This window comes from Klebsiella sp. LY (assembly GCF_004010915.1).
GTDB classification, from domain to species: Bacteria; Pseudomonadota; Gammaproteobacteria; order Enterobacterales; family Enterobacteriaceae; genus Klebsiella; species Klebsiella quasipneumoniae.
The window spans coordinates 155555-173972 of record NZ_CP022444.1 but is presented as its reverse complement, the minus strand read 5'-3'; the positions used below and the strand labels follow the sequence as shown (position 1 = coordinate 173972).

Here is an 18418-nt window from a genome sequence, read left to right as displayed (position 1 = left end):
TATTTCATCCTGAATACTGCAGGAGGGACTGACTCATGCAAAAAACGCTATCAGCGCTTAAAGACAAAATTAACAACGCCTTAATTGTCGATCGTGAAAATCATATTTACCGCTGCCATCGGTCGATATTTACCGACCCGCAGCTGTTTGAATTTGAAATGAAGCATATCTTCGAAGGTAACTGGGTATTTCTCGCCCATGAAAGCCAAATTGCCGAACCGGGTGATTATTATACCCTGACGCTGGGGCGTCAGCCGGTGATTATTACCCGCGATAAAAAGCATGAGCTGCATGCGTTAATTAACAGCTGCGCTCATCGCGGCGCCATGTTATGTCGAAGGAAAACCGGGAATAAAAACTCTTTTACCTGTCCGTTTCACGGCTGGACCTTCAGCAATAACGGCAAATTATTAAAAGCCAAAGATGAAAGCACCGGCGCTTATCCTGACACCTTCAAACAGGAAGGATCTCACGACCTGCAAAAGCTGCCGCGTTTTCAGTCCTATCGCGGTTTTTTATTCGGTAGCCTCAATGCCGACGTGCAGCCGCTGGAAGCCTATCTCGGGGAAACTTGTAAAATCATCGATCTGATCGTCGACCAGGCGCCGGAGGGGCTGGAAGTGCTCAAGGGTTCGTCGAGCTACGTTTACGAAGGCAACTGGAAGCTGGGCGCGGAGAACGGCGCTGATGGCTACCATGTCAGCGTGGTGCACTGGAGCTACGCCTCCACCATGTCGCGACGCAACTATGAAGCGCAAGGCACCCATGCGGTGGACGCCAACGGCTGGTCAAAAAGCCTCGGCGGCGGCTACGGATTTGACAACGGCCACATGCTGCTGTGGACCCGGGCGCTGAACCCGGAGGTGCGCCCGGTGTATGCCCATCGCGAGCGTCTGCAGGCGGAATTCGGCGAACGGCGCGCCGACCAGATGGTCAACGAAACCCGCAACCTGTGCCTGTACCCCAACGTCTATCTGATGGATCAATTCTCCACCCAGATCCGCGTCATTCGTCCGCTGGCGGTGGACAAAACCGAAGTCACTATCTGGTGCTTTGCCCCGAAGGGAGAATCCGACCAGGCGCGGGCCCTGCGTATCCGCCAGTATGAAGATTTCTTTAACGTTAGCGGGATGGGCACCCCGGACGATCTCGAAGAGTTCAGCGCCTGTCAGCGCGGCTATCTCGGTGAAAATCTGGCGTGGAGCGATCTCAGCCGCGGCGCGTTGCGCTGGGTCGATGGTCCGGATGAGCATGCGCAGCACGCCGGATTTAATCCGCGCTTAAGCGGCGTGAAATCGGAGGACGAGGCGCTGTACATCGCCCATCACCATCACTGGCAGACGCTGATGCTCGCGGCGATTGAACAAGAGCAGCAGCGCTATGACCAGTCGATCACCCAGCGTGTGGAGGTGGCCTGATGCTGAACCTCGAACAGGTACGCCAGTTTCTCTATCACGAAGCCCGTCTGCTGGATGACCGTCAGTGGGATGAATGGCTCAGCTGCTACAGCCCGCAGGTGATCTACTGGATGCCGGCGTGGGGCGACGACGATCAGCTGACGCGCGACCCGCAAAAAGAGATTTCGCTTATCTACTATCCCAACCGGGAAGGGCTGGAGGATCGCGTTTACCGCATTAAAACCGAGCGCTCCGGGGCCAGCACGCCGGAGCCGCGGACCACCCATATCATCAGCAACGTCGAACTGCTGGGGGAGAGCGACGAGGGGCTGGAGGTGCGTTACAGCTGGGTGACCTGGAGCCACCGCTATCAGCACACCGATGCCTTTTTCGGCGCCACCTGCTGCACGCTGACCGAGCAGGACGGCCGGCCGCAGATCGTGCGCAAAACCGTGCGCCTGAATAACGACTATATCCGTCAGGTGATTGACGTTTACCACATTTAAGAGGCGCCTATGACCTTCACTATTGCTCTTAATTTTGAGGACGGTATCACCCGCTTTATTCAATGCCATGCCGGAGAGAAAGTCCTGGATGCTGCCTATCGGCAGAAGGTGAATCTGCCGATGGACTGCTCGGACGGCGTGTGCGGCACCTGCAAATGCCACTGCGCCAGCGGGGAATACGATCTCGGCGAGGAGTATCTCGACGAGGCGTTAAGCGATGAGGAAGCGCAGGCCCGCCAGGTGCTGACCTGCCAGATGGTGCCGACCAGCGACTGCGTTGTCGATGTGCCGGTGGCCGCCGCGCAGTGTAAAACCGCCCTGACGAACACCGGGGCGCAGGTGCGACAGGTGAATTGTCTGTCCGATACCGCCATCGAGCTGGTGGTCGCCCTCGATGAGCCGCTGGACTTCCTGGCGGGGCAGTACGTCAACATTCAGGTGCCAGGCACGCCGCACGTTCGCGCCTATTCCTTCAGCTCACGGCCAGGCTCGGCAGAAGGGCGTTTCCTGATCCGTAACGTGCCCGGCGGCATGATGAGCCAGTGGTTAACCCTGCAGGCGCGGCCCGGCGATCGTCTTACCCTCAGCGGCCCGATGGGCAGCTTCTATCTGCGCCACGGCGAACGTCCGCTGCTGATGCTGGCCGGCGGTACCGGGCTGGCGCCGCTGCTCTCCATGCTCGAGACCTTGCAGGCGCAGAACGCCGCGCGCCCGGTGACCCTGATGTATGGCGTCACGCGCGACGCGGACCTGGTGAAGACCGAGGCGCTGGAGGCATTCCGTCAGCAGTTAACCCACTTTCGCTGGCTGCCGGTGGTGGCGGATGAAAACAGTCCTTGCCCGCAGCGCGGCTTCGTCACCGACCATCTTAACGACGCCATGCTGAATAATGGCGAGGTCGATATCTACCTTTGCGGCCCGCCGCCGATGGTCAACGCGGTCGCCACGGCGCTGCGCGAGCGAGGGATCACCCCGGCGGGCTTCTGGTACGAGAAATTTATCGCCAGCCAGAGCGCGGCGGCATAAGGAGGCAGTATGCGTTTTAGCGATAAAGTGGTCGCCATCACCGGCGCGGCCCAGGGCATTGGCCGACAAACCGCGGAGCAGGCGGCTGCGGAAGGCGCGGCTCTGCTGCTCATCGATCGTTCGCCCTGGGTGCATGAGCTGGCGGCGACGCTGGCTCAGTCCGGCAGTCAGGTGCTGGCGCTGGAGGCGGACCTGGAACAGTGGCCGAGCGCCGAGCAGGCGTTTGCCGACGGGGTGGCGCATTTTGGCCGCATCGATGTGTTAATCAATAACGTCGGGGGGACCATCTGGGCGCGGCCGTTTGCCGAATACCAACCGGAGCAGATTGAGAAAGAGATCCGCCGCTCGCTGTTTCCTACCCTGTGGGGCTGCCGCGCGGCGCTACCGTGGATGCTGAAGCAGGGCAAAGGCTGCATCGTCAATATCTCGTCGGTGGCGACAGCAGGGGTCAACCGGGTGCCTTACTCGGCGGCGAAAGGCGGCGTCAATGCGCTGACCCGGTCGATTGCCATGGAGTACGGCGGCAGCGGCATCCGCATCAATGCCGTCGCACCGGGCGGGACGGAGGCGCCGCCGCGCCTGACGCCGCGTAACGACGAGCAGCCCAGTGAACAGGAGAAGGCGTGGTATCAGCAGGTGGTCGATCAGACGGTGGCCAGCAGTCTGATGCACCGCTACGGCACGCTGGCGGAACAGGCAAACGCGATCCTGTTTCTCGCCAGCGATGAGGCCAGCTATATCACCGGCGTCACCCTCCCGGTGGCGGGCGGCGATCTCGGCTAACGGCGGGTCGCGTACCAGCAGAGCAGGGAGCCGAGACACACCATCCCGGCCCCCTGCCAGAACGACCATGATAGCGCGGCGCTAAGCAGGATCGCCGCCAGCGCGGAGGAGAGCACCGGCGTGAAGTAGGAGGCCGCCGCCAGCAGGCTGACGTTGCCGTGGAGGATCCCCACGTTCCACGCGGCGTAGGCCAGACCGAGCGCCACCGCTACCGTCAGCAGCTTGATGCTGACCGGCCAGCTGAAGACCATCGGCGGCTGCGGCGTGGCGAGAAACTTCAGCCATAGCGTCAGCGCGGTTAACAGGACGAACAGGGTAATGGCATTTTTGCCGCCGGCATATTTGGCCGTCACCGTGCAGTAGGCCGCCCAGATAAAGGCGCCGACAAAGGCCAGCAGATAGCTGAGCGGACTGGAGATGACGTTGCTGATAATCTCCTCCAGCTGCAGGCCGTGCTCACCCCCCAACACCCAGCCGACGCCAAGCAGGGCGAGAAGCAAACCGGGGATCACCAGCCAGCTGCTTTTCTGACCATTAAACAGGATGGCGAACAGGATGGTCAGGCTGGGCCACAGATAATTGACCATCCCCACCTCAATGGCCTGCTGACGGCTGGCGGCATAGCCCAGGGACAGCGCGAGGCAGATTTCATAGCTGACAAACAGCACGCTGCCGGCCAGCAGATAGCGGCGCGGGATCTGGCGCAGGTTAGGGAAACCGACGGTAAAAATCAGCAGCAGGCCGCTGAGGCTGTAAATCATCGCCGCGCCGCCGACCGGTCCCAGTCCTTCGCTGACGCCGCGAATCAATCCGACCATCGTGCTCCATAAAATAATGGCGGCGAAGCCGATGGTCGTGGCTCTCTTTTTCTCCATGCTTATCCTGAGGGTTACGCGAATGCAGCCGGCATATATATCATCTTTTGACCGCCGCGGGGTGAAATTTTCCGCCATGGGTAACCCCTGGGGATTAGTGAAAACGGCCGCGGCTGGCGATTAAGGGGGAGTGGGTTTTGCTCCTTGATTTGACGCAAATTTTCCCGGGATTTTACTGTTAGTTTCCTCCGCGCGATGAATCAACATCCTGCATGGAGGAATGCAATGGACGTCAGCCGCAGAAAGTTCTTTAAGATCTGCGCAGGCGGTATGGCCGGAACCACAGCTGCCGCCCTGGGCTTTGCCCCCAAAATGGCGCTGGCTCAGGCACGCAACTACAAATTGCTGCGTGCGAAAGAGATCCGCAACACCTGCACTTACTGCTCCGTTGGCTGCGGGCTATTAATGTATAGCCTCGGCGACGGCGCGAAAAACGCTAAAGAAGCGATTTACCATATCGAAGGAGATCCGGACCATCCGGTGAGCCGCGGCGCGTTATGCCCGAAAGGCGCCGGCCTGCTGGACTATGTCCACAGTGATAACCGCCTGCGCTACCCGGAGTACCGCGCCCCGGGATCCGATAAATGGCAGCGACTCTCCTGGGATGAAGCCTTCAGCCGCATTGCCCGGCTGATGAAAGCCGACCGCGACGCTAACTTTATGGAAAAGAACGAGCAGGGCGTAACGGTTAACCGCTGGCTTTCCACCGGCATGCTGTGCGCCTCGGCGGCGAGTAATGAGACCGGCATGCTGACGCAAAAATTTGTGCGATCGCTCGGCATGCTGGCGGTAGACAACCAGGCGCGCGTCTGACACGGACCAACGGTAGCAAGTCTTGCTCCAACATTTGGTCGCGGTGCGATGACTAACCACTGGGTGGATATCAAAAACGCGAACGTCGTGGTGGTGATGGGCGGTAACGCCGCGGAAGCCCACCCGGTGGGATTCCGCTGGGCGATGGAGGCGAAGAACAACAACGACGCCACGCTTATCGTCGTCGACCCGCGCTTTACGCGCACTGCGTCGGTGGCCGATATCTATGCGCCGATTCGCTCCGGTACCGACATTACCTTCCTGTCGGGGGTGCTGCTGTACCTGATCGAACATAACAAAATCAATGCCGAGTACGTGAAGCACTACACCAACGCCAGCCTGCTGGTGCGGGATGATTTTGCCTTCGAAGAGGGGCTGTTCAGCGGCTATGATGCGGACAAACGCCAGTATGATAAATCGTCCTGGAACTACCAGTTCGATGAAAACGGCTACGCTAAACGCGATGAGACGCTAAGCCATCCGCGCTGCGTGTGGAATCTGCTGAAGCAGCACGTTTCCCGTTACACGCCAGAGGTGGTCGAAAACATCTGCGGTACGCCGAAAGCGGACTTCCTCAAGGTGTGCGATGTGCTGGCCTCAACCAGCGCCGCCGATCGCACCACCACCTTCCTGTATGCCCTGGGCTGGACGCAGCACACCGTCGGCGCGCAGAACATTCGCACCATGGCGATGATCCAATTGCTGCTCGGCAATATGGGCATGGCCGGCGGTGGCGTGAATGCCCTGCGCGGTCACTCTAATATTCAGGGGCTGACCGACCTTGGCCTGCTGTCTACCAGCCTGCCAGGCTACCTGACCCTGCCTTCTGAAAAGCAGCCGGATCTGCAGACGTACCTGGCGGCCAACACGCCAAAAGCGACCCTGCCGGACCAGGTGAACTACTGGAGCAACTACCCGAAATTCTTTGTCAGCCTGATGAAATCCTTCTACGGCGAGGCGGCGCAAAAAGAGAACGACTGGGGCTTTGAGTGGTTACCAAAGTGGGACCAGGCTTACGACGTTATCAAATACTTCAACATGATGGATAACGGCAAAGTCACTGGCTATATCTGCCAGGGCTTTAACCCGGTCGCGTCCTTCCCGGACAAAAACAAAGTGGTTCGCAGCCTGAGCAAGCTGAAGTATATGGTGGTTATCGATCCGCTGGTCACCGAAACTTCCACTTTCTGGCAGAACCACGGTGAGTCTAATGACGTCGACCCGTCGACGATCCAGACGGAAGTCTTCCGCCTGCCATCGACCTGCTTTGCTGAAGAGGACGGTTCGATCGCCAACTCCGGCCGCTGGCTGCAGTGGCACTGGAAAGGTCAGGATGCCCCAGGTGAAGCACGTAACGACGGCGAGATCCTGGCCGGGATTTACCATCGCCTGCGCGAACTGTACCGCACCGAAGGCGGTAAAGGCGCAGAGCCGCTGCTGAAGATGAGCTGGCGCTATAAGCAGCCGGACCATCCGGAATCGGAAGAAGTCGCGAAAGAGAACAACGGCTATGCGCTGGCGGATCTTTATGACGCCAACGGCACCCTGGTGGCGAAAAAAGGCCAGCTGCTGAATAGCTTCGCGCTGCTGCGCGACGACGGGACGACGGCGTCTTCCTGTTGGATCTATGCCGGCAGCTGGACGGAGCAGGGCAACCAGATGGCGAATCGCGATAATGCCGACCCTTCGGGTCTGGGCAATACGCTGGGCTGGGCCTGGGCGTGGCCGCTCAATCGTCGGGTGCTGTACAACCGCGCTTCGGCCGATATCAACGGCAGGCCCTGGGATGCGAAGCGGATGCTGATCCAGTGGAACGGCAGCAAGTGGGTCGGGAATGATATTCCGGACTTCAATACCGCGCCGCCAGGGAGCAACACCGGGCCGTTTATCATGCAGCAGGAGGGGCTGGGTCGCCTGTTTGCGCTCGATAAACTGGCGGAAGGGCCGTTCCCGGAGCACTACGAGCCGATGGAAACCCCGCTTGGCACTAACCCGCTGCACCCGAAGGTGATCTCCAGCCCGGTGGTGCGTTTGTATGAAGAGGACGCCATCCGCTTAGGTAAGAAGGATAAGTTCCCGTATGTCGGGACCACCTATCGTCTGACCGAGCATTTCCATACCTGGACCAAGCATGCGCTGCTCAATTCCATCGCGCAGCCGGAACAGTTTGTCGAAATTAGCGAAGGGCTGGCAAAAGCGAAAGGGATTGCCAACGGCGACCGGGTGAAAGTCAGCAGCCAGCGCGGCTTTATTCGCGCGGTAGCGGTGGTGACGCGCCGCCTGCAAACGCTCAACGTCAACGGCCAGCAGGTGGAGACCGTCGGGATCCCGCTGCACTGGGGTTTTGAAGGCGTGGCTCGCAAAGGCTATATCGCTAACACCCTGACGCCGAACGTTGGCGATTCCAACTCGCAAACGCCGGAATATAAGGCGTTTCTGGTCAACATCGAGAAAGCGTAAGGAGCGATTCAATGGCGATGGAAACACAAGACATTATTAAACGCTCCGCGACCAACCCGATCACCCCCGCGCCGCGCGCGCGGGACCATAAAGCGGAAGTCGCCAAGCTTATCGATGTCTCCTCCTGCGTGGGCTGTAAAGCCTGCCAGGTGGCCTGCTCCGAATGGAATGACATCCGCGATGACGTGGGGCACTGCGTCGGGGTGTACGATAACCCGGCGGATCTTAGCGCCAAATCCTGGACGGTAATGCGCTTTAGCGAGACCGAACAGAACGGCAAGCTGGAGTGGCTTATCCGCAAGGATGGCTGTATGCACTGCGCAGAGCCGGGTTGTCTGAAGGCCTGCCCATCCGCCGGGGCGATTATTCAGTACGCCAACGGCATCGTCGATTTCCAGCAGGAAAACTGCATCGGCTGCGGCTACTGCATTGCTGGCTGTCCCTTTAACGTACCGCGTCTCAATAAAGAGGATAACCGGGTCTATAAATGCACCTTGTGCGTGGACCGGGTCAGCGTCGGTCAGGAACCGGCGTGCGTGAAAACCTGTCCTACCGGCGCGATCCACTTCGGTACGAAGAAAGAGATGCTGGAGGTGGCCGAGGAGCGGGTGGCTAAGCTGAAAAAACGCGGTTATGCCAGGGCCGGGATTTACAACCCGCAGGGCGTCGGCGGCACCCATGTGATGTACGTCCTGCATCATGCCGACCAGACCGAGCTGTATCACAAGCTGCCGAAGGAACCGCAGATCGATACCAGTATCAATCTGTGGAAGGGGGCGCTGAAGCCGCTGTCGGCGGCGGGCTTTATCGCCACCTTTGCCGGGCTTATCTATCACTACATCGGTATCGGGCCGAACAAGGAAGTTGACGACGATGAGGAGAAGCATGATGAGTAAATCGAAGATGATAGTGCGCACGACCTTTATCGATCGCGCCTGTCACTGGACGGTGGTAATCGCTTTCTTCCTCGTGGCGCTGTCGGGAATATCGTTTTTCTTCCCGACGCTGCAGTGGCTGACGGAAACCTTCGGTACCCCGCAGATGGGGCGTATTCTGCACCCCTTCTTTGGCGTGCTGATTTTTATCGCCCTGATGTTTATGTTAGTGCGTTTTGTCCACCACAACATCCCGGATAAACAGGATATTCCGTGGCTGAAAGGCATTGTGGAGGTGCTGAAAGGCAACGAGCATAAGGTGGCGCGGGTCGGTAAATATAACGCCGGGCAGAAGATGATGTTCTGGACCATTATGAGCATGATTTTCGTGCTGCTGGTGACCGGGGTGATAATCTGGAGGCCCTGGTTTGCCCAATATTTCCCGATTCCGGTGATTCGCTATAGCCTGCTGATACACGCCACTTCGGCCATTATTCTGATCCACGCCATCCTTATCCATATGTATATGGCGTTCTGGGTGAAGGGGTCGATTAAGGGGATGATTGAAGGCAAAGTCAGCCGCCGCTGGGCGAAGAAACACCACCCGCGCTGGTATCGCGATGTCGAACGCCTTGAAGCGATGAAAGAGAGTCGCGAAGGGATGAAGTAAGCCTTCACGGCGCGAAACCCGCTCCGGAGATGTCGGAGCGGGTTCCCGGCAGTCAGCAGTTCGTGATAAGTGTATCGATTGAATCGATAACGCCCTGGCGCGCATGACTCAGATTGCAGACGAAATCCTGTGGCTGGATCCGTTTATTATTTAAGTTACTGATCATTGGCGTACAAAGTAAAAAGCTGTCAAATTCAATATTTATCCTTGGTACGACATGCTGATGCCAGCGTGGTAACTGTTGTGGTCGCATTAAAGGAATAATGACTCTCGTGGCCAGGTCTGCATAATAATCATTCTGCACAATCATATAATATGGCAGGGTTTTATTTGTCTGAGCAGAACAATTTCGATAAACATTGAATTGTTCAAGCATCATAGTACCCTGAAAAATTCATCATCAGTAAGAGTGCCTCCTTTTGCAATAAATTCATTCATTGCGGCAATGAATTCCTTGTGCTGTCTCTGTTTATCTGCTTCTCGTAAATCCTTACCTGGCTGTACTGACACCTTCTGGACGGGTACGTCAGTGGGTCTTTTACGTAGCGTATTACTTTTCATCATAGGCTCCTTGCGGTTGGTTCTGTGATTATTCACTTTACTCACTAAAAGATAAATGCCAGCAGTAATTTTAATGTTTATTTTGCGAGGCAGCTTCCAGAGGAAAGTAATCGCCTGAAATATTAATGGTTATAGTAATAAACCCGGCGCTGGTATTAACCAGCGCGGCGGGAAATAATCAGAACTTCTCCGGAATAAAGCGGAAGGGAAAATTGGTCTGTTTCATTTTACCAATTTTGCGCTTCGGCAGCGTGACATGCTCCACTGGCAAGGCTTCGTAGGGGATCTGCGACAGCAGGTGGGTGATGATATTCAGACGCACCCGCTTTTTATCCTCGGAGCGGGCGACGAACCACGGCGCCCAGGCGGTGTCGGTGGCGGCGAACATGGCGTCGCGGGCGGCGGTATATTCATCCCAGCGATTGAAAGACTTGATGTCCATCGGCGAGAGCTTCCAGATCTTGCGCCCGTCGTCGATGCGATCCCGCAGGCGCCGCTCCTGCTCCTGCGGGGAGACCTCCAGCCAGTACTTGAGCAGGATAATGCCCGACTCGACCATGCCGCGCTCCACCATCGGCTCGCCGTCGAGAAATTTCTGCACCTCCTCCGGGGTACAAAAGCCCATCACGCGTTCGACGCCGGCGCGGTTGTACCAGCTGCGATCGAAAATCACGATTTCCCCAGCCGCCGGGAGATGCTTGATATAGCGCTGAAAATAGAGCTGACTTTTCTCGCGTTCGGTGGGCGAGGGTAAGGCGACGACCCGGAAGATACGCGGGCTGACGCGCTCGGTGATCGCCTTAATGGTGCCGCCTTTGCCGGCGCCGTCCCGGCCTTCAAAGACGATGCACACCTTCAACCCTTTATGCACCACCCAGCGCTGCAGTTTCACCAGCTCCACGTGGAGCTTGCGCAACGCCTTCTCATACGCTTTATTGTCAAGCGGGGCGATCTTCACCGCCGCGTCGACCGGATTACCGCTTTTCTTATTACCCATCGCCATGCTCCGTGTTGCCGAGGTATCCCTTTGAAGTGTAATCCTTCACCGGCGAGGCGGTGGAAAATATTCCGCCCGGGACGGGTTAGCGGGCGCTCCCCGCGGCGATGACTTCCAGTCCCACCCGCTGCCCCCACGACAGCTCAAGGGTGTTACCGTCCGGGTCGGCAAAGAAAGCGAAATAGCCTACCGGATCGCCCAACTGCTCCGGTTCCCGACGCAAAACGCCTTCCCGCCGCGCCTGAGCGACTTTCTCATCGATCTCCGCCTGGGTGCGCAGGCGACGCCGAGATGGCCGAACGGACCCAGCGGCGTGTCGGCAGGGTCATCACTTTGCACCAGCACCAGGGCGAAAGGTCGGGTGCGATCGCTGAGCCACGCCACTTTACGCGCCGAGGGGAGGTCGGGTTCGCGCTGGTGAATAACGGTCATCGCCGTATAGCGGGTATAAAAATCGATGCTGCTGGCCAGACAGCGGACGGTAAAGGCGACATGGGTAAAGCCGACATCAACATTTTGCATGGATGATTCTCCCGAGGTGAACGATGTCTCGACTTTACAACCTCAAGTTAACTTGAGATCAATCCGCGATGTATCCCTGCGTGCCCACCAATTTTTACAGGGGATTATCCACCGCCAGGCGCCTCTGCCGTCGGCAGGAAAGCCAACAGTGGCGCTGGCGAGCGCATGAACGAATCAGGCCGTTATATGGAGGATACTGCCGTCGGGCGTTTTTAGCTGGTGTGGCGAGGCGGGATGGTCAATAATGCCGGCCGTCTCTCAATACCCCTATAAGATGTATGAAAAAAACGATCTTTTCACTGGCGCTGGGCACTTTCGGACTCGGCATGGCGGAATTTGGCATTATGGGCGTGCTGCCGGACATGGCGCGCGATGTCGGGATTTCCATTCCCGCCGCCGGCAATATGATTGCCTGGTATGCCTTCGGCGTGGTGATCGGCGCACCGATCATGGCGTTGCTCTCCAGTCGGTTTTCGTTGAAATCGGTGATGCTGTTTCTCGCCGCCCTGTGCATTCTCGGCAATACCCTGTTTACCTTCTCCAGTAGCTACGCCATGCTGGCGCTAGGCCGGCTGGTTTCCGGGTTTCCCCACGGGGCGTTCTTTGGCGTCGGCGCGATTATCCTGTCGAAAATCGCGCCGCCAGGGAAGGTGACCGCCGCGGTGGCCGGGATGATTGGCGGCATGACGATCGCTAACCTGGTGGGCGTCCCCGGCGGCACCTGGCTTGGGCATCACTTTAGCTGGCGCTATACCTTCGCACTTATCGCGGTGTTTAACGTCGCGGTGTTTCTGGCCATCTGCTGCTGGGTGCCCACGCTGTATGACCGGGCCAGCACGCGGCTGCGCGAGCAGTTCCGTTTTCTGGCTTCCCCGGCGCCGTGGCTGATTTTTGCCGCCACCATGTTCGGTAACGCCGGGGTGTTCGCGTGGTTCAGCTATATCAAGCCCTTTATGCTCAACGTCTCCGGCTTTGCCGAAAGCCGGATGATGCTGATTATGATGCTGGCGGGGCTGGGTATGGTGGTTGGCAATCTGTTCAGCGGTAAAATTTCCGGGCGCTACAGTCCGCTGCGCATCGCGGCCATGACTGACGGGGCGATCGCCGTGACGCTGCTGCTGATCTTTGCCTTCGGGGAGCATAAAGTCGCTTCGCTGACGCTGGCGTTTTTCTGCTGTGCCGGGCTGTTTGCCCTGTCGGCGCCGCTGCAGATCCTGCTGCTGCAGAACGCCAAAGGCGGCGAGATGCTGGGGGCGGCAGGGGGGCAGATCGCCTTTAACCTCGGGAGCGCCATCGGCGCCTTCTGCGGCGGAATGATGATTGCCCAGGGCTTCGGCTGGAACAGCGTGGCGCTTCCCGCCGCCACGCTGTCGTTTCTGGCGATGAGCGCCTTGCTCATCTACGGTCGCCATCAGCGCCGACAGGTTTGCTAACGACGCTTACTCACGCCAGGGTTCGCCGAGCGTCAGCATCAGCCGGTTGGCCCAGGCGAAAAAGGCCGCTGACTGCAGCAGATCCAGCTGGGCCAGGGTATCTAAGCCCTGCTCATCAAGCGCAGCCAGATGGCTGGCTTTCAGCGCGGGCGGCGTCACCGACAGCGCGGCGGCGGCATCGATCTCCGCCTGCCAGCGCGGCGACTGCCCGCCGCGCAGATCTTCTCCCGGCGTCACCGCCAGCAGCGTGTCGACGGCGGTCTCGTCCTTCGCCAGCTGCGCCGCTTTGCGGGCATGCACCGAGGCGCAGTAAATACAGCCATTGATTTTACTGGCCACCGTGGCGGCCAGTTCACGTTCGGCGCGCGGCAATCCCCCTGGGGTATAGAAAATGCCTTTATCAGTCAGCGTCCGCTGCTCCAGCACTGGCTGGTTGCGCGCCAGCAGGCGGAAGTAAGGCGAATCGCTATGGCCATATTTTGCCAGGATCGCCTGTTCTTCAGGACTAAATTCCGCCAGCGGTTTATCCGCCAGCCAGGGTTCCCAATGCAGTTCATCACGGGTGAAACGCACCGGGGCCGCTTTGCCGCTCTGAGTTTGTGGGGTGGTGTGCCAGTACCCGGCCACCACCGGCGTGTCTGCGCTGACGATGGGCTGATGGTTGAGCGCCCGCAGGCCCAGCAGCAGGCGGCTTTGGAAGCCGATAAAGGCCACCAGCTGCGCCAGGGTGACGATGCCCCGCAGGCTCCAGCCTGCTTTTGTCAGAGCGTGCAGCGCGGCGGGGGTCGCTTCGACAGGAGTGAAGGTCAGCAGGCGGGCAAAGGCCAGCGCCGGAACCAGACGGTCCGTGGTCGGGTCGGCAAGGCCGAAGCCGGCATAGTGCGCCGCCAGCGCGTCCGCCTGGTGCAATTTCGCCACCTTCGCGGCCACGGCGAAGCGTTCATCAAGAGGAAAGTCAGTATCCTGCTGGCTGAACAGCACTTCATAACTTCCCTGGGCGTGACGGGTGGCGGCGTCGCGGATTGCGCGCGCCTGATCGAGCGGGGAACCGATGGCGATCTCCGCCAGTTCGGCCAGAATATCCTGACTCAGCGTCATGGTGACTCCTTATCTGATGTGGGGGGCAATATGCTGGGCGATCAGCTCAATGGAACGCAGCGTATCCCGGTGCGAAGGCTCCACCGAGTGCACCTGAAACGAAATATCGGTAGCGCGGGCCAGCACGCTGTCTTGCGCCAGGGAGGCGATAACATGCTCAGGATCGCCGACGTGGGCATCCAGCTGCTGCAGATAGTCGGTGACACTGTCACCTTCTATCCGATGACCCGCTTCCCGGTGCTGTGCCGCCTGTTTGCGCAGGCCGGGTTCGGCGATCTGCAGGGCGTGGGCGTGGCTGTCAGCGACAAAGGCGGTGCGCGAGGCGAGGATCCGCGGCGCAACGCCGTCCGGCAGCGCCGACAGATAGGCGTCGATGATCGGGTTCTGAATGGCGTCCAGCGGCAGGCGCGGCTCACCGGGCGGCCGGGGCTGCGTGCGGGACAGCATCAGCCCGTGTCCCGCCTGACCGGCACGGATGGCGCCCTCCACCGAGAAGGTGGCGATCCAGATTCGCGCCGCCAGCTGCGGCGCCGGCGGATAGAGATGGTTGTCAGGGTGGCTGAGGGTGTCGCCGCGCCAGGCGCTGTGGATCAGGTGCAGATGGTCGGCAAACACCGCTCCGCGCTGCTCGCTGGTCAGGCCGAAGGGCAGAAATGAGGTTGGCGTGCCGCCGGAGCCAAACCCCACCTCCAGACGCCCGTCGGTGAGTAAATCCAGCACCGCCGCGTCTTCGGCGACGCGCAGCGGATTTTCCATCGGCAAGGTGATAATGGCTGTGCCGAGGCGAATGCGGTCAGTCTGCGCCGCGACGTGGGCGAGAAACACCAGCGGGGAAGGCAGGCCGCCTTCCTGTTCATGAAAATGGTGTTGGGCAATCCATGCGCTGTCGAAGCCGACGCGCTCCGCGTGGCGGATCTGTTCGGCCGCCAGCCGGTAGCGCGTTTGCGCAGAGCCCTGATCGAGCAGACGGGTAAAAAAGCCGAGGCGTTTAGGCATTATGCGTTCTCCGTATAGGGCTGCGCTAAGCGGGGGGAAACCTGGGGGATAGCGGCGATCAGCTCGCGGGTGTAGGCCTGCTGCGGGGCGGCGAACAGGCGGCCAACGTCGCCATGCTCCACCACCTGGCCGGCGCGCAGCACCGTGACGCTGTCGGCAATCCGCCTCACCGTCGCCAGATCGTGGGTAATGAATAGATAGCTCAGACCAAGCTGCTGCTGTAGCTGCTCTAGCAGGGCGAGGATCTGCGCCTGAACGGTGACGTCGAGCGCCGAGGTCGCTTCGTCAAGGACCAATATCGCCGGCTCGAGGATCAGCGCCCGTGCAATCGCCACCCGCTGCCGCTGGCCGCCGGAAAGCTCCCGCGGCGTCCGCGACAGCAGCTCCGGGGCCAGTGCCACCCGCGCGGCGACGCTCTCCACACGCTGGCGACGCGTCGCCGCGCTGAGGCGCTCAAAGTTTTTTAATGGCTCTTCGATAATCGCGAACAGCGTCTGGCGCGGGTCGAGCGAAGCGAAGGGGTTCTGATAGACGAACTGGATTTTGCGCCGCAGCTGACGCTGCGCCTCGCGGCTAAGATGCCCGGCGTCAATACCGTCGATGGTCACCTGTCCGGCGTCGGCGCGCTCGAAGCCCAGCAGGATCCTCGCCAGGGTGGTTTTCCCGGAGCCGGACTCGCCCACCAGCGCATGGGTGCTGCCGCGCCTGACCTCAAAGCTGACGCTGTCGAGCGCCTGCAGCGCCTGTTTGCCCAGCGAGAAGCGTTTGCTGATCCCGTCGACGCGAATGGCCGGCGTGGCCAGCGGACGAGGACGATCCGCCGTCAGCCTCAGCGGCGCGTCCTGCAGATCGCGGAGCAGCTGGCGGGTGTAAGGGTGCTGCGGACGCCGGACAATCGTCTCGGTGGCGCCTTGTTCCTGAATCTCGCCCTGGCGAAACACCATGATCCGGTCGGCGCGTTCGGCGGCCAGCGCCAGATCGTGGGTGACAAACAGCACGGCGGTTCCCGACTCGCGACGCAGGATATCGAGCAGGTCGAGAATGCGCTTCTGCACCGTGACGTCAAGGGCGCTGGTAGGCTCGTCGGCAATAATCAGATCCGGCTGCAGGGCAATGGCGATGGCGATCAGCACCCGCTGCTTCATCCCGCCCGACAGCTGATGCGGGTACTGGTCAAGACGCTGTTCCGGGTGGCTGAGCCCGACTTTAGCGAGCAGGTTGAGGACCTGCTGCCGGCGTTCGGCGGCGGAGAGGGATTGATGCAGTTGCAGAATCTCTTCCACCTGCTGACCAATGGTTTTTACTGGGTTAAGCGAATTGCCTGGGTCTTGCGGCACCAGGCTGATGCTCACTCCGCGCAGGCGGTTCAGGCGTTTTGCCGACCAGTCGCTAATCACTTCGCCATTGAGAATAATTCGCCCGGCGTCGCGGCGGGCATTATCCGCCAGCAGGCCGATAATAGCCTGCGCGGTAGTGGTTTTCCCCGAGCCGGATTCTCCGACGAAGGCCAGCATTTCGCCGCGCTGAATGGAAAAGCTGACGTTATGCACCACTTCGCGCCATTCGCCCCGCGAGCGGTAGCTGATGCGCAGATCTTCAACAGACAGAACGTTCATGGGCGTACTCCACTCCACTGGCGGCTAAGACGATTGGCGGCAAGGACCACCGCGACCACGGCGAGGCCGGGGAAGGTGGTCAGCCACCAGGCGGTCGACAGGTAATTACGACCTTCGGCGATCAGTAATCCCCACTCCGGGACCGGCGGCGGGGTGCCGTAGCCGAGGAAGCTGAGGGTGGCCAGAGCCAGCATCGCCTGACCAAACTGCAGCGTTGCGAAGGCGAGCACCGCGGTGAGCGAGTTGGGCAGGATATGACGCCAGAAGATGGCGAGAAAGGTGCCGCCGCTGCCCCGGGCCGCTTCGACGTAATCGCTGTGGCGCACGCGCACCACTTCCGCCCGCGCCAGGCGCGCGAAGCTGGCGATAGCCGCGACGCCGACCGCCACCGCCGCATTCACCGTGCCAAAACCCAGCAGAATGATCACCGTCAGCTGCAGCAGCAGCGAGGGGATGGCCAGCAGGACATCCACCAGGCGCATGAGGGTGGATTCCACGCGTCCGGCCAATGCCCCGGCGAGGGTGCCAAGGGCGGTGCCGACCACCAGGCCGATGGCGACGGCGATTAGCGCCGCCGACAGAGAATGTACCGCGCCGTAAACCACCCGCGTCCACAGGTCGCGGCCCAGCTGGTCGGTGCCCAGCCAGTAGTGCGCCTGCGGCGCCAGGCGCTGAGCGCCGGGGATCCCTTCCAGCGGGTTAGCGGAGGTAAACCACTGTGGGGCAAGGGCCATTAACAGGGCGGTGATCATCACCGCCCACGCCAGCCACAGGCCTGGCTGCAGACGCACTCTGCGCCACTCCGGGCGGCGGCGAACCGCGATGGCATAGTCGACCAGGCTCATTTCACACCTCCGGTCTGTAATTGGAGTCGGGGATCCAGCCGCGGCATGACCAGGTCGACCAGCAGGTTGATCAGGACGAAACCGAGGGCGGAGATCATCACCACCGCCTGCAGCACAGCAATATCCTGGTTATTGACCGCCTGCTGGGTCAGTTGCCCGAGGCCGCTGCGGCCGAAGACGGTCTCGGTGATCAGCGCCCCGGCAATCAGCTCGCCCAGCAGTAGCCCGGCTATGTTCAGCGCAGGCAGCAGGGCGTTACCCATCACATGGCGCCAGAGGACTCCGGTCTCGCTCATTCCCTTGGCGCGGGCGACCGCGACGAAGGGCTGAACCGCCACCTGATCCATGCTGCGCATCAGGATCTGCGCCAGCGGGGCGGAGATGGGCAGCGCGACGGCGATAACCGGTAAAATCAGCCCTTCCAGCGGACCGGGGTTGATCACCGGGATCCAGCGCAACTGAAACGAAAAGAGCTGGATCAGGGCGATACCCAGCCAGAAGGTGGGCAGCGAGATAAACAGCACCGGCAGCGACTGCAGGAGGTTGCTCAGCCAGCGCAGCCCCGGCAGACGCGAGGCGAAGGCGAGGGTGAACGCCAGGATCACGGCCAGCAGGAAGGCCGGCAGGGCGAGGCTTAAGGTATCCGGCAGGTTGCTGGCAATCAGGCTACTGACCGCCAGACCCGCCTGCAGGGAATAGCCAAAGTCGCCGTGCAGCATTGCCAGCAGCGTGTGCAGGTACTGGTGCCACAGCGGGCTGTCGGCGCCGTAGGCCAGCCGCATGTCGGCGATTTGCGCCGGGCTCAGACCGAGGTCCGGGTTCTGAAACTTGATCAGCACCGCATCCCCTGGCAGCACCTGCAGCAGGAAAAAGGTGAGGGTAAAGGCCGCCCACAGGACCAGCAGCCCCTGACCGAACCGTCGCAGAAGATAAGCGCTCATATCC

Annotated in this window: 17 protein-coding genes and 1 pseudogene; 8 read left to right on the top strand and 10 right to left on the bottom strand. The window is 60.3% G+C overall.

Translation table 11 applies throughout. From position 1 onward, the window contains the following. The first annotated feature begins 35 nt into the window (after window positions 1-35). From CE636_RS03575 to benD, 4 genes are read left to right on the top strand one after another with little or no spacing between them, the layout of a single operon-like run. Window positions 36-1418, top strand: coding sequence for a Rieske 2Fe-2S domain-containing protein (locus CE636_RS03575; RefSeq protein ID WP_017900515.1), 1383 nt, complete (start codon window positions 36-38; stop codon window positions 1416-1418). Next, the gene (benB, locus tag CE636_RS03570) at window positions 1418-1903 is read left to right on the top strand and encodes a benzoate 1,2-dioxygenase small subunit (RefSeq protein WP_004202692.1); all 486 of its coding nucleotides are present in this window, start codon (window positions 1418-1420) and stop codon (window positions 1901-1903) included. The genes CE636_RS03575 and benB overlap by 1 nt, the downstream gene beginning before the upstream one ends. A 9-nt stretch (window positions 1904-1912) precedes the next feature. Then, on the top strand, window positions 1913-2929 hold the full coding sequence (gene benC, locus CE636_RS03565; protein ID WP_017900516.1) for a benzoate 1,2-dioxygenase electron transfer component BenC: 1017 nt from the start codon (window positions 1913-1915) through the stop codon (window positions 2927-2929). A 9-nt stretch (window positions 2930-2938) separates the two neighbouring features. After that, window positions 2939-3712 carry a benzoate diol dehydrogenase BenD gene (gene benD / locus CE636_RS03560; RefSeq protein ID WP_004202690.1) on the top strand — a complete coding sequence of 258 codons (774 nt, stop codon included), beginning with the start codon at window positions 2939-2941 and terminating at the stop codon, window positions 3710-3712. On the opposite strand, the gene yddG is transcribed toward benD, so the two are convergent. After that, on the bottom strand, window positions 3709-4587 hold the full coding sequence (gene yddG / locus CE636_RS03555; RefSeq protein ID WP_004202687.1) for an aromatic amino acid DMT transporter YddG: 879 nt from the start codon (window positions 4585-4587) through the stop codon (window positions 3709-3711). The two genes, benD and yddG, sit on opposite strands and share 4 nt — an antisense overlap. A gap of 225 nt (window positions 4588-4812) precedes the next feature. On the opposite strand from yddG, the gene fdnG reads away from it, so the two are divergent. The 3 genes from fdnG to fdnI are packed head-to-tail and all read left to right on the top strand — an operon-like array spanning window position 4813 to window position 9405. Continuing rightward, on the top strand, window positions 4813-7860 hold the full coding sequence (gene fdnG, locus CE636_RS03545) for a formate dehydrogenase-N subunit alpha (protein ID WP_094354824.1): 3048 nt from the start codon (window positions 4813-4815) through the stop codon (window positions 7858-7860). An 11-nt stretch (window positions 7861-7871) separates the two neighbouring features. After that, window positions 7872-8756: a formate dehydrogenase subunit beta gene (fdxH, locus tag CE636_RS03540; RefSeq protein WP_017900520.1), complete on the top strand. Its 885-nt coding sequence runs from the start codon at window positions 7872-7874 to the stop codon at window positions 8754-8756. Further along, window positions 8749-9405 carry a formate dehydrogenase-N subunit gamma gene (gene fdnI, locus CE636_RS03535; RefSeq protein WP_017900521.1) on the top strand — a complete coding sequence of 219 codons (657 nt, stop codon included), beginning with the start codon at window positions 8749-8751 and terminating at the stop codon, window positions 9403-9405. The genes fdxH and fdnI overlap by 8 nt, the downstream gene beginning before the upstream one ends. A 52-nt stretch (window positions 9406-9457) precedes the next feature. Here the strand turns inward: fdnI and CE636_RS03530 are convergent, their stop codons facing one another. From CE636_RS03530 to CE636_RS03515, 4 genes and pseudogenes are all read right to left on the bottom strand, one after another. Next, complete coding sequence (locus tag CE636_RS03530) at window positions 9458-9784, bottom strand: CcdB family protein (protein ID WP_004202676.1); 327 nt, start codon at window positions 9782-9784, stop codon at window positions 9458-9460. Further along, on the bottom strand, window positions 9781-9966 hold the full coding sequence (locus tag CE636_RS03525) for a hypothetical protein (RefSeq protein ID WP_004202675.1): 186 nt from the start codon (window positions 9964-9966) through the stop codon (window positions 9781-9783). Before CE636_RS03525 ends, CE636_RS03530 begins: the two co-directional genes overlap by 4 nt. A 178-nt stretch (window positions 9967-10144) precedes the next feature. After that, on the bottom strand, window positions 10145-10963 hold the full coding sequence (gene ppk2, locus CE636_RS03520; RefSeq protein ID WP_017900522.1) for a polyphosphate kinase 2: 819 nt from the start codon (window positions 10961-10963) through the stop codon (window positions 10145-10147). Window positions 10964-11048: 85 nt separating this feature from the next. Continuing rightward, window positions 11049-11485, bottom strand: a pseudogene (locus CE636_RS03515) (VOC family protein). 278 nt (window positions 11486-11763) lie between these two features. Here CE636_RS03515 and araJ point away from each other — a divergent pair. After that, window positions 11764-12918, top strand: a complete 1155-nt coding sequence (gene araJ, locus CE636_RS03510; protein WP_004202669.1) for an MFS transporter AraJ — start codon at window positions 11764-11766, stop codon at window positions 12916-12918. A 6-nt stretch (window positions 12919-12924) separates the two neighbouring features. On the opposite strand, the gene CE636_RS03505 is transcribed toward araJ, so the two are convergent. The 5 genes from CE636_RS03505 to CE636_RS03485 are packed head-to-tail and all read right to left on the bottom strand — an operon-like array spanning window position 12925 to window position 18414. Further along, window positions 12925-14016: an alkylhydroperoxidase domain protein gene (locus CE636_RS03505; RefSeq protein WP_004202667.1), complete on the bottom strand. Its 1092-nt coding sequence runs from the start codon at window positions 14014-14016 to the stop codon at window positions 12925-12927. A gap of 9 nt (window positions 14017-14025) precedes the next feature. After that, window positions 14026-15012 (bottom strand): putative FMN-dependent luciferase-like monooxygenase, encoded by a 987-nt coding sequence (locus CE636_RS03500; protein WP_004202666.1) that lies wholly within the window; start codon window positions 15010-15012, stop codon window positions 14026-14028. Then, window positions 15012-16628 carry a dipeptide ABC transporter ATP-binding protein gene (locus tag CE636_RS03495; protein WP_017900523.1) on the bottom strand — a complete coding sequence of 539 codons (1617 nt, stop codon included), beginning with the start codon at window positions 16626-16628 and terminating at the stop codon, window positions 15012-15014. The genes CE636_RS03500 and CE636_RS03495 overlap by 1 nt, the downstream gene beginning before the upstream one ends. Then, window positions 16625-17473, bottom strand: a complete 849-nt coding sequence (locus tag CE636_RS03490) for an ABC transporter permease (protein WP_017900524.1) — start codon at window positions 17471-17473, stop codon at window positions 16625-16627. Before CE636_RS03490 ends, CE636_RS03495 begins: the two co-directional genes overlap by 4 nt. Then, window positions 17470-18414 (bottom strand): ABC transporter permease, encoded by a 945-nt coding sequence (locus tag CE636_RS03485; RefSeq protein ID WP_017900525.1) that lies wholly within the window; start codon window positions 18412-18414, stop codon window positions 17470-17472. The genes CE636_RS03490 and CE636_RS03485 overlap by 4 nt, the downstream gene beginning before the upstream one ends. Between the last annotated feature and the right edge of the window lie 4 nt (window positions 18415-18418).

Excerpts from the sequence above, each read along its gene's own strand:
- CE636_RS03530 (WP_004202676.1), bottom strand. The coding sequence starts at position 9,784 with ATGATGCTTGAACAATTCAATGTTTATCGAAATTGTTCTGCTCAGACA.
- ppk2 (WP_017900522.1), bottom strand. The coding sequence starts at position 10,963 with ATGGGTAATAAGAAAAGCGGTAATCCGGTCGACGCGGCGGTGAAGATC.
- CE636_RS03485 (WP_017900525.1), bottom strand. The coding sequence starts at position 18,414 with ATGAGCGCTTATCTTCTGCGACGGTTCGGTCAGGGGCTGCTGGTCCTG.
- benB (WP_004202692.1), top strand. The coding sequence starts at position 1,418 with ATGCTGAACCTCGAACAGGTACGCCAGTTTCTCTATCACGAAGCCCGT.
- CE636_RS03500 (WP_004202666.1), bottom strand. The coding sequence starts at position 15,012 with ATGCCTAAACGCCTCGGCTTTTTTACCCGTCTGCTCGATCAGGGCTCT.
- CE636_RS03525 (WP_004202675.1), bottom strand. The coding sequence starts at position 9,966 with ATGAAAAGTAATACGCTACGTAAAAGACCCACTGACGTACCCGTCCAG.
- CE636_RS03495 (WP_017900523.1), bottom strand. The coding sequence starts at position 16,628 with ATGAACGTTCTGTCTGTTGAAGATCTGCGCATCAGCTACCGCTCGCGG.
- fdxH (WP_017900520.1), top strand. The coding sequence starts at position 7,872 with ATGGCGATGGAAACACAAGACATTATTAAACGCTCCGCGACCAACCCG.
- araJ (WP_004202669.1), top strand. The coding sequence starts at position 11,764 with ATGAAAAAAACGATCTTTTCACTGGCGCTGGGCACTTTCGGACTCGGC.
- yddG (WP_004202687.1), bottom strand. The coding sequence starts at position 4,587 with ATGGAGAAAAAGAGAGCCACGACCATCGGCTTCGCCGCCATTATTTTA.
- benD (WP_004202690.1), top strand. The coding sequence starts at position 2,939 with ATGCGTTTTAGCGATAAAGTGGTCGCCATCACCGGCGCGGCCCAGGGC.
- fdnI (WP_017900521.1), top strand. The coding sequence starts at position 8,749 with ATGAGTAAATCGAAGATGATAGTGCGCACGACCTTTATCGATCGCGCC.
- CE636_RS03505 (WP_004202667.1), bottom strand. The coding sequence starts at position 14,016 with ATGACGCTGAGTCAGGATATTCTGGCCGAACTGGCGGAGATCGCCATC.
- CE636_RS03575 (WP_017900515.1), top strand. The coding sequence starts at position 36 with ATGCAAAAAACGCTATCAGCGCTTAAAGACAAAATTAACAACGCCTTA.
- benC (WP_017900516.1), top strand. The coding sequence starts at position 1,913 with ATGACCTTCACTATTGCTCTTAATTTTGAGGACGGTATCACCCGCTTT.
- CE636_RS03490 (WP_017900524.1), bottom strand. The coding sequence starts at position 17,473 with ATGAGCCTGGTCGACTATGCCATCGCGGTTCGCCGCCGCCCGGAGTGG.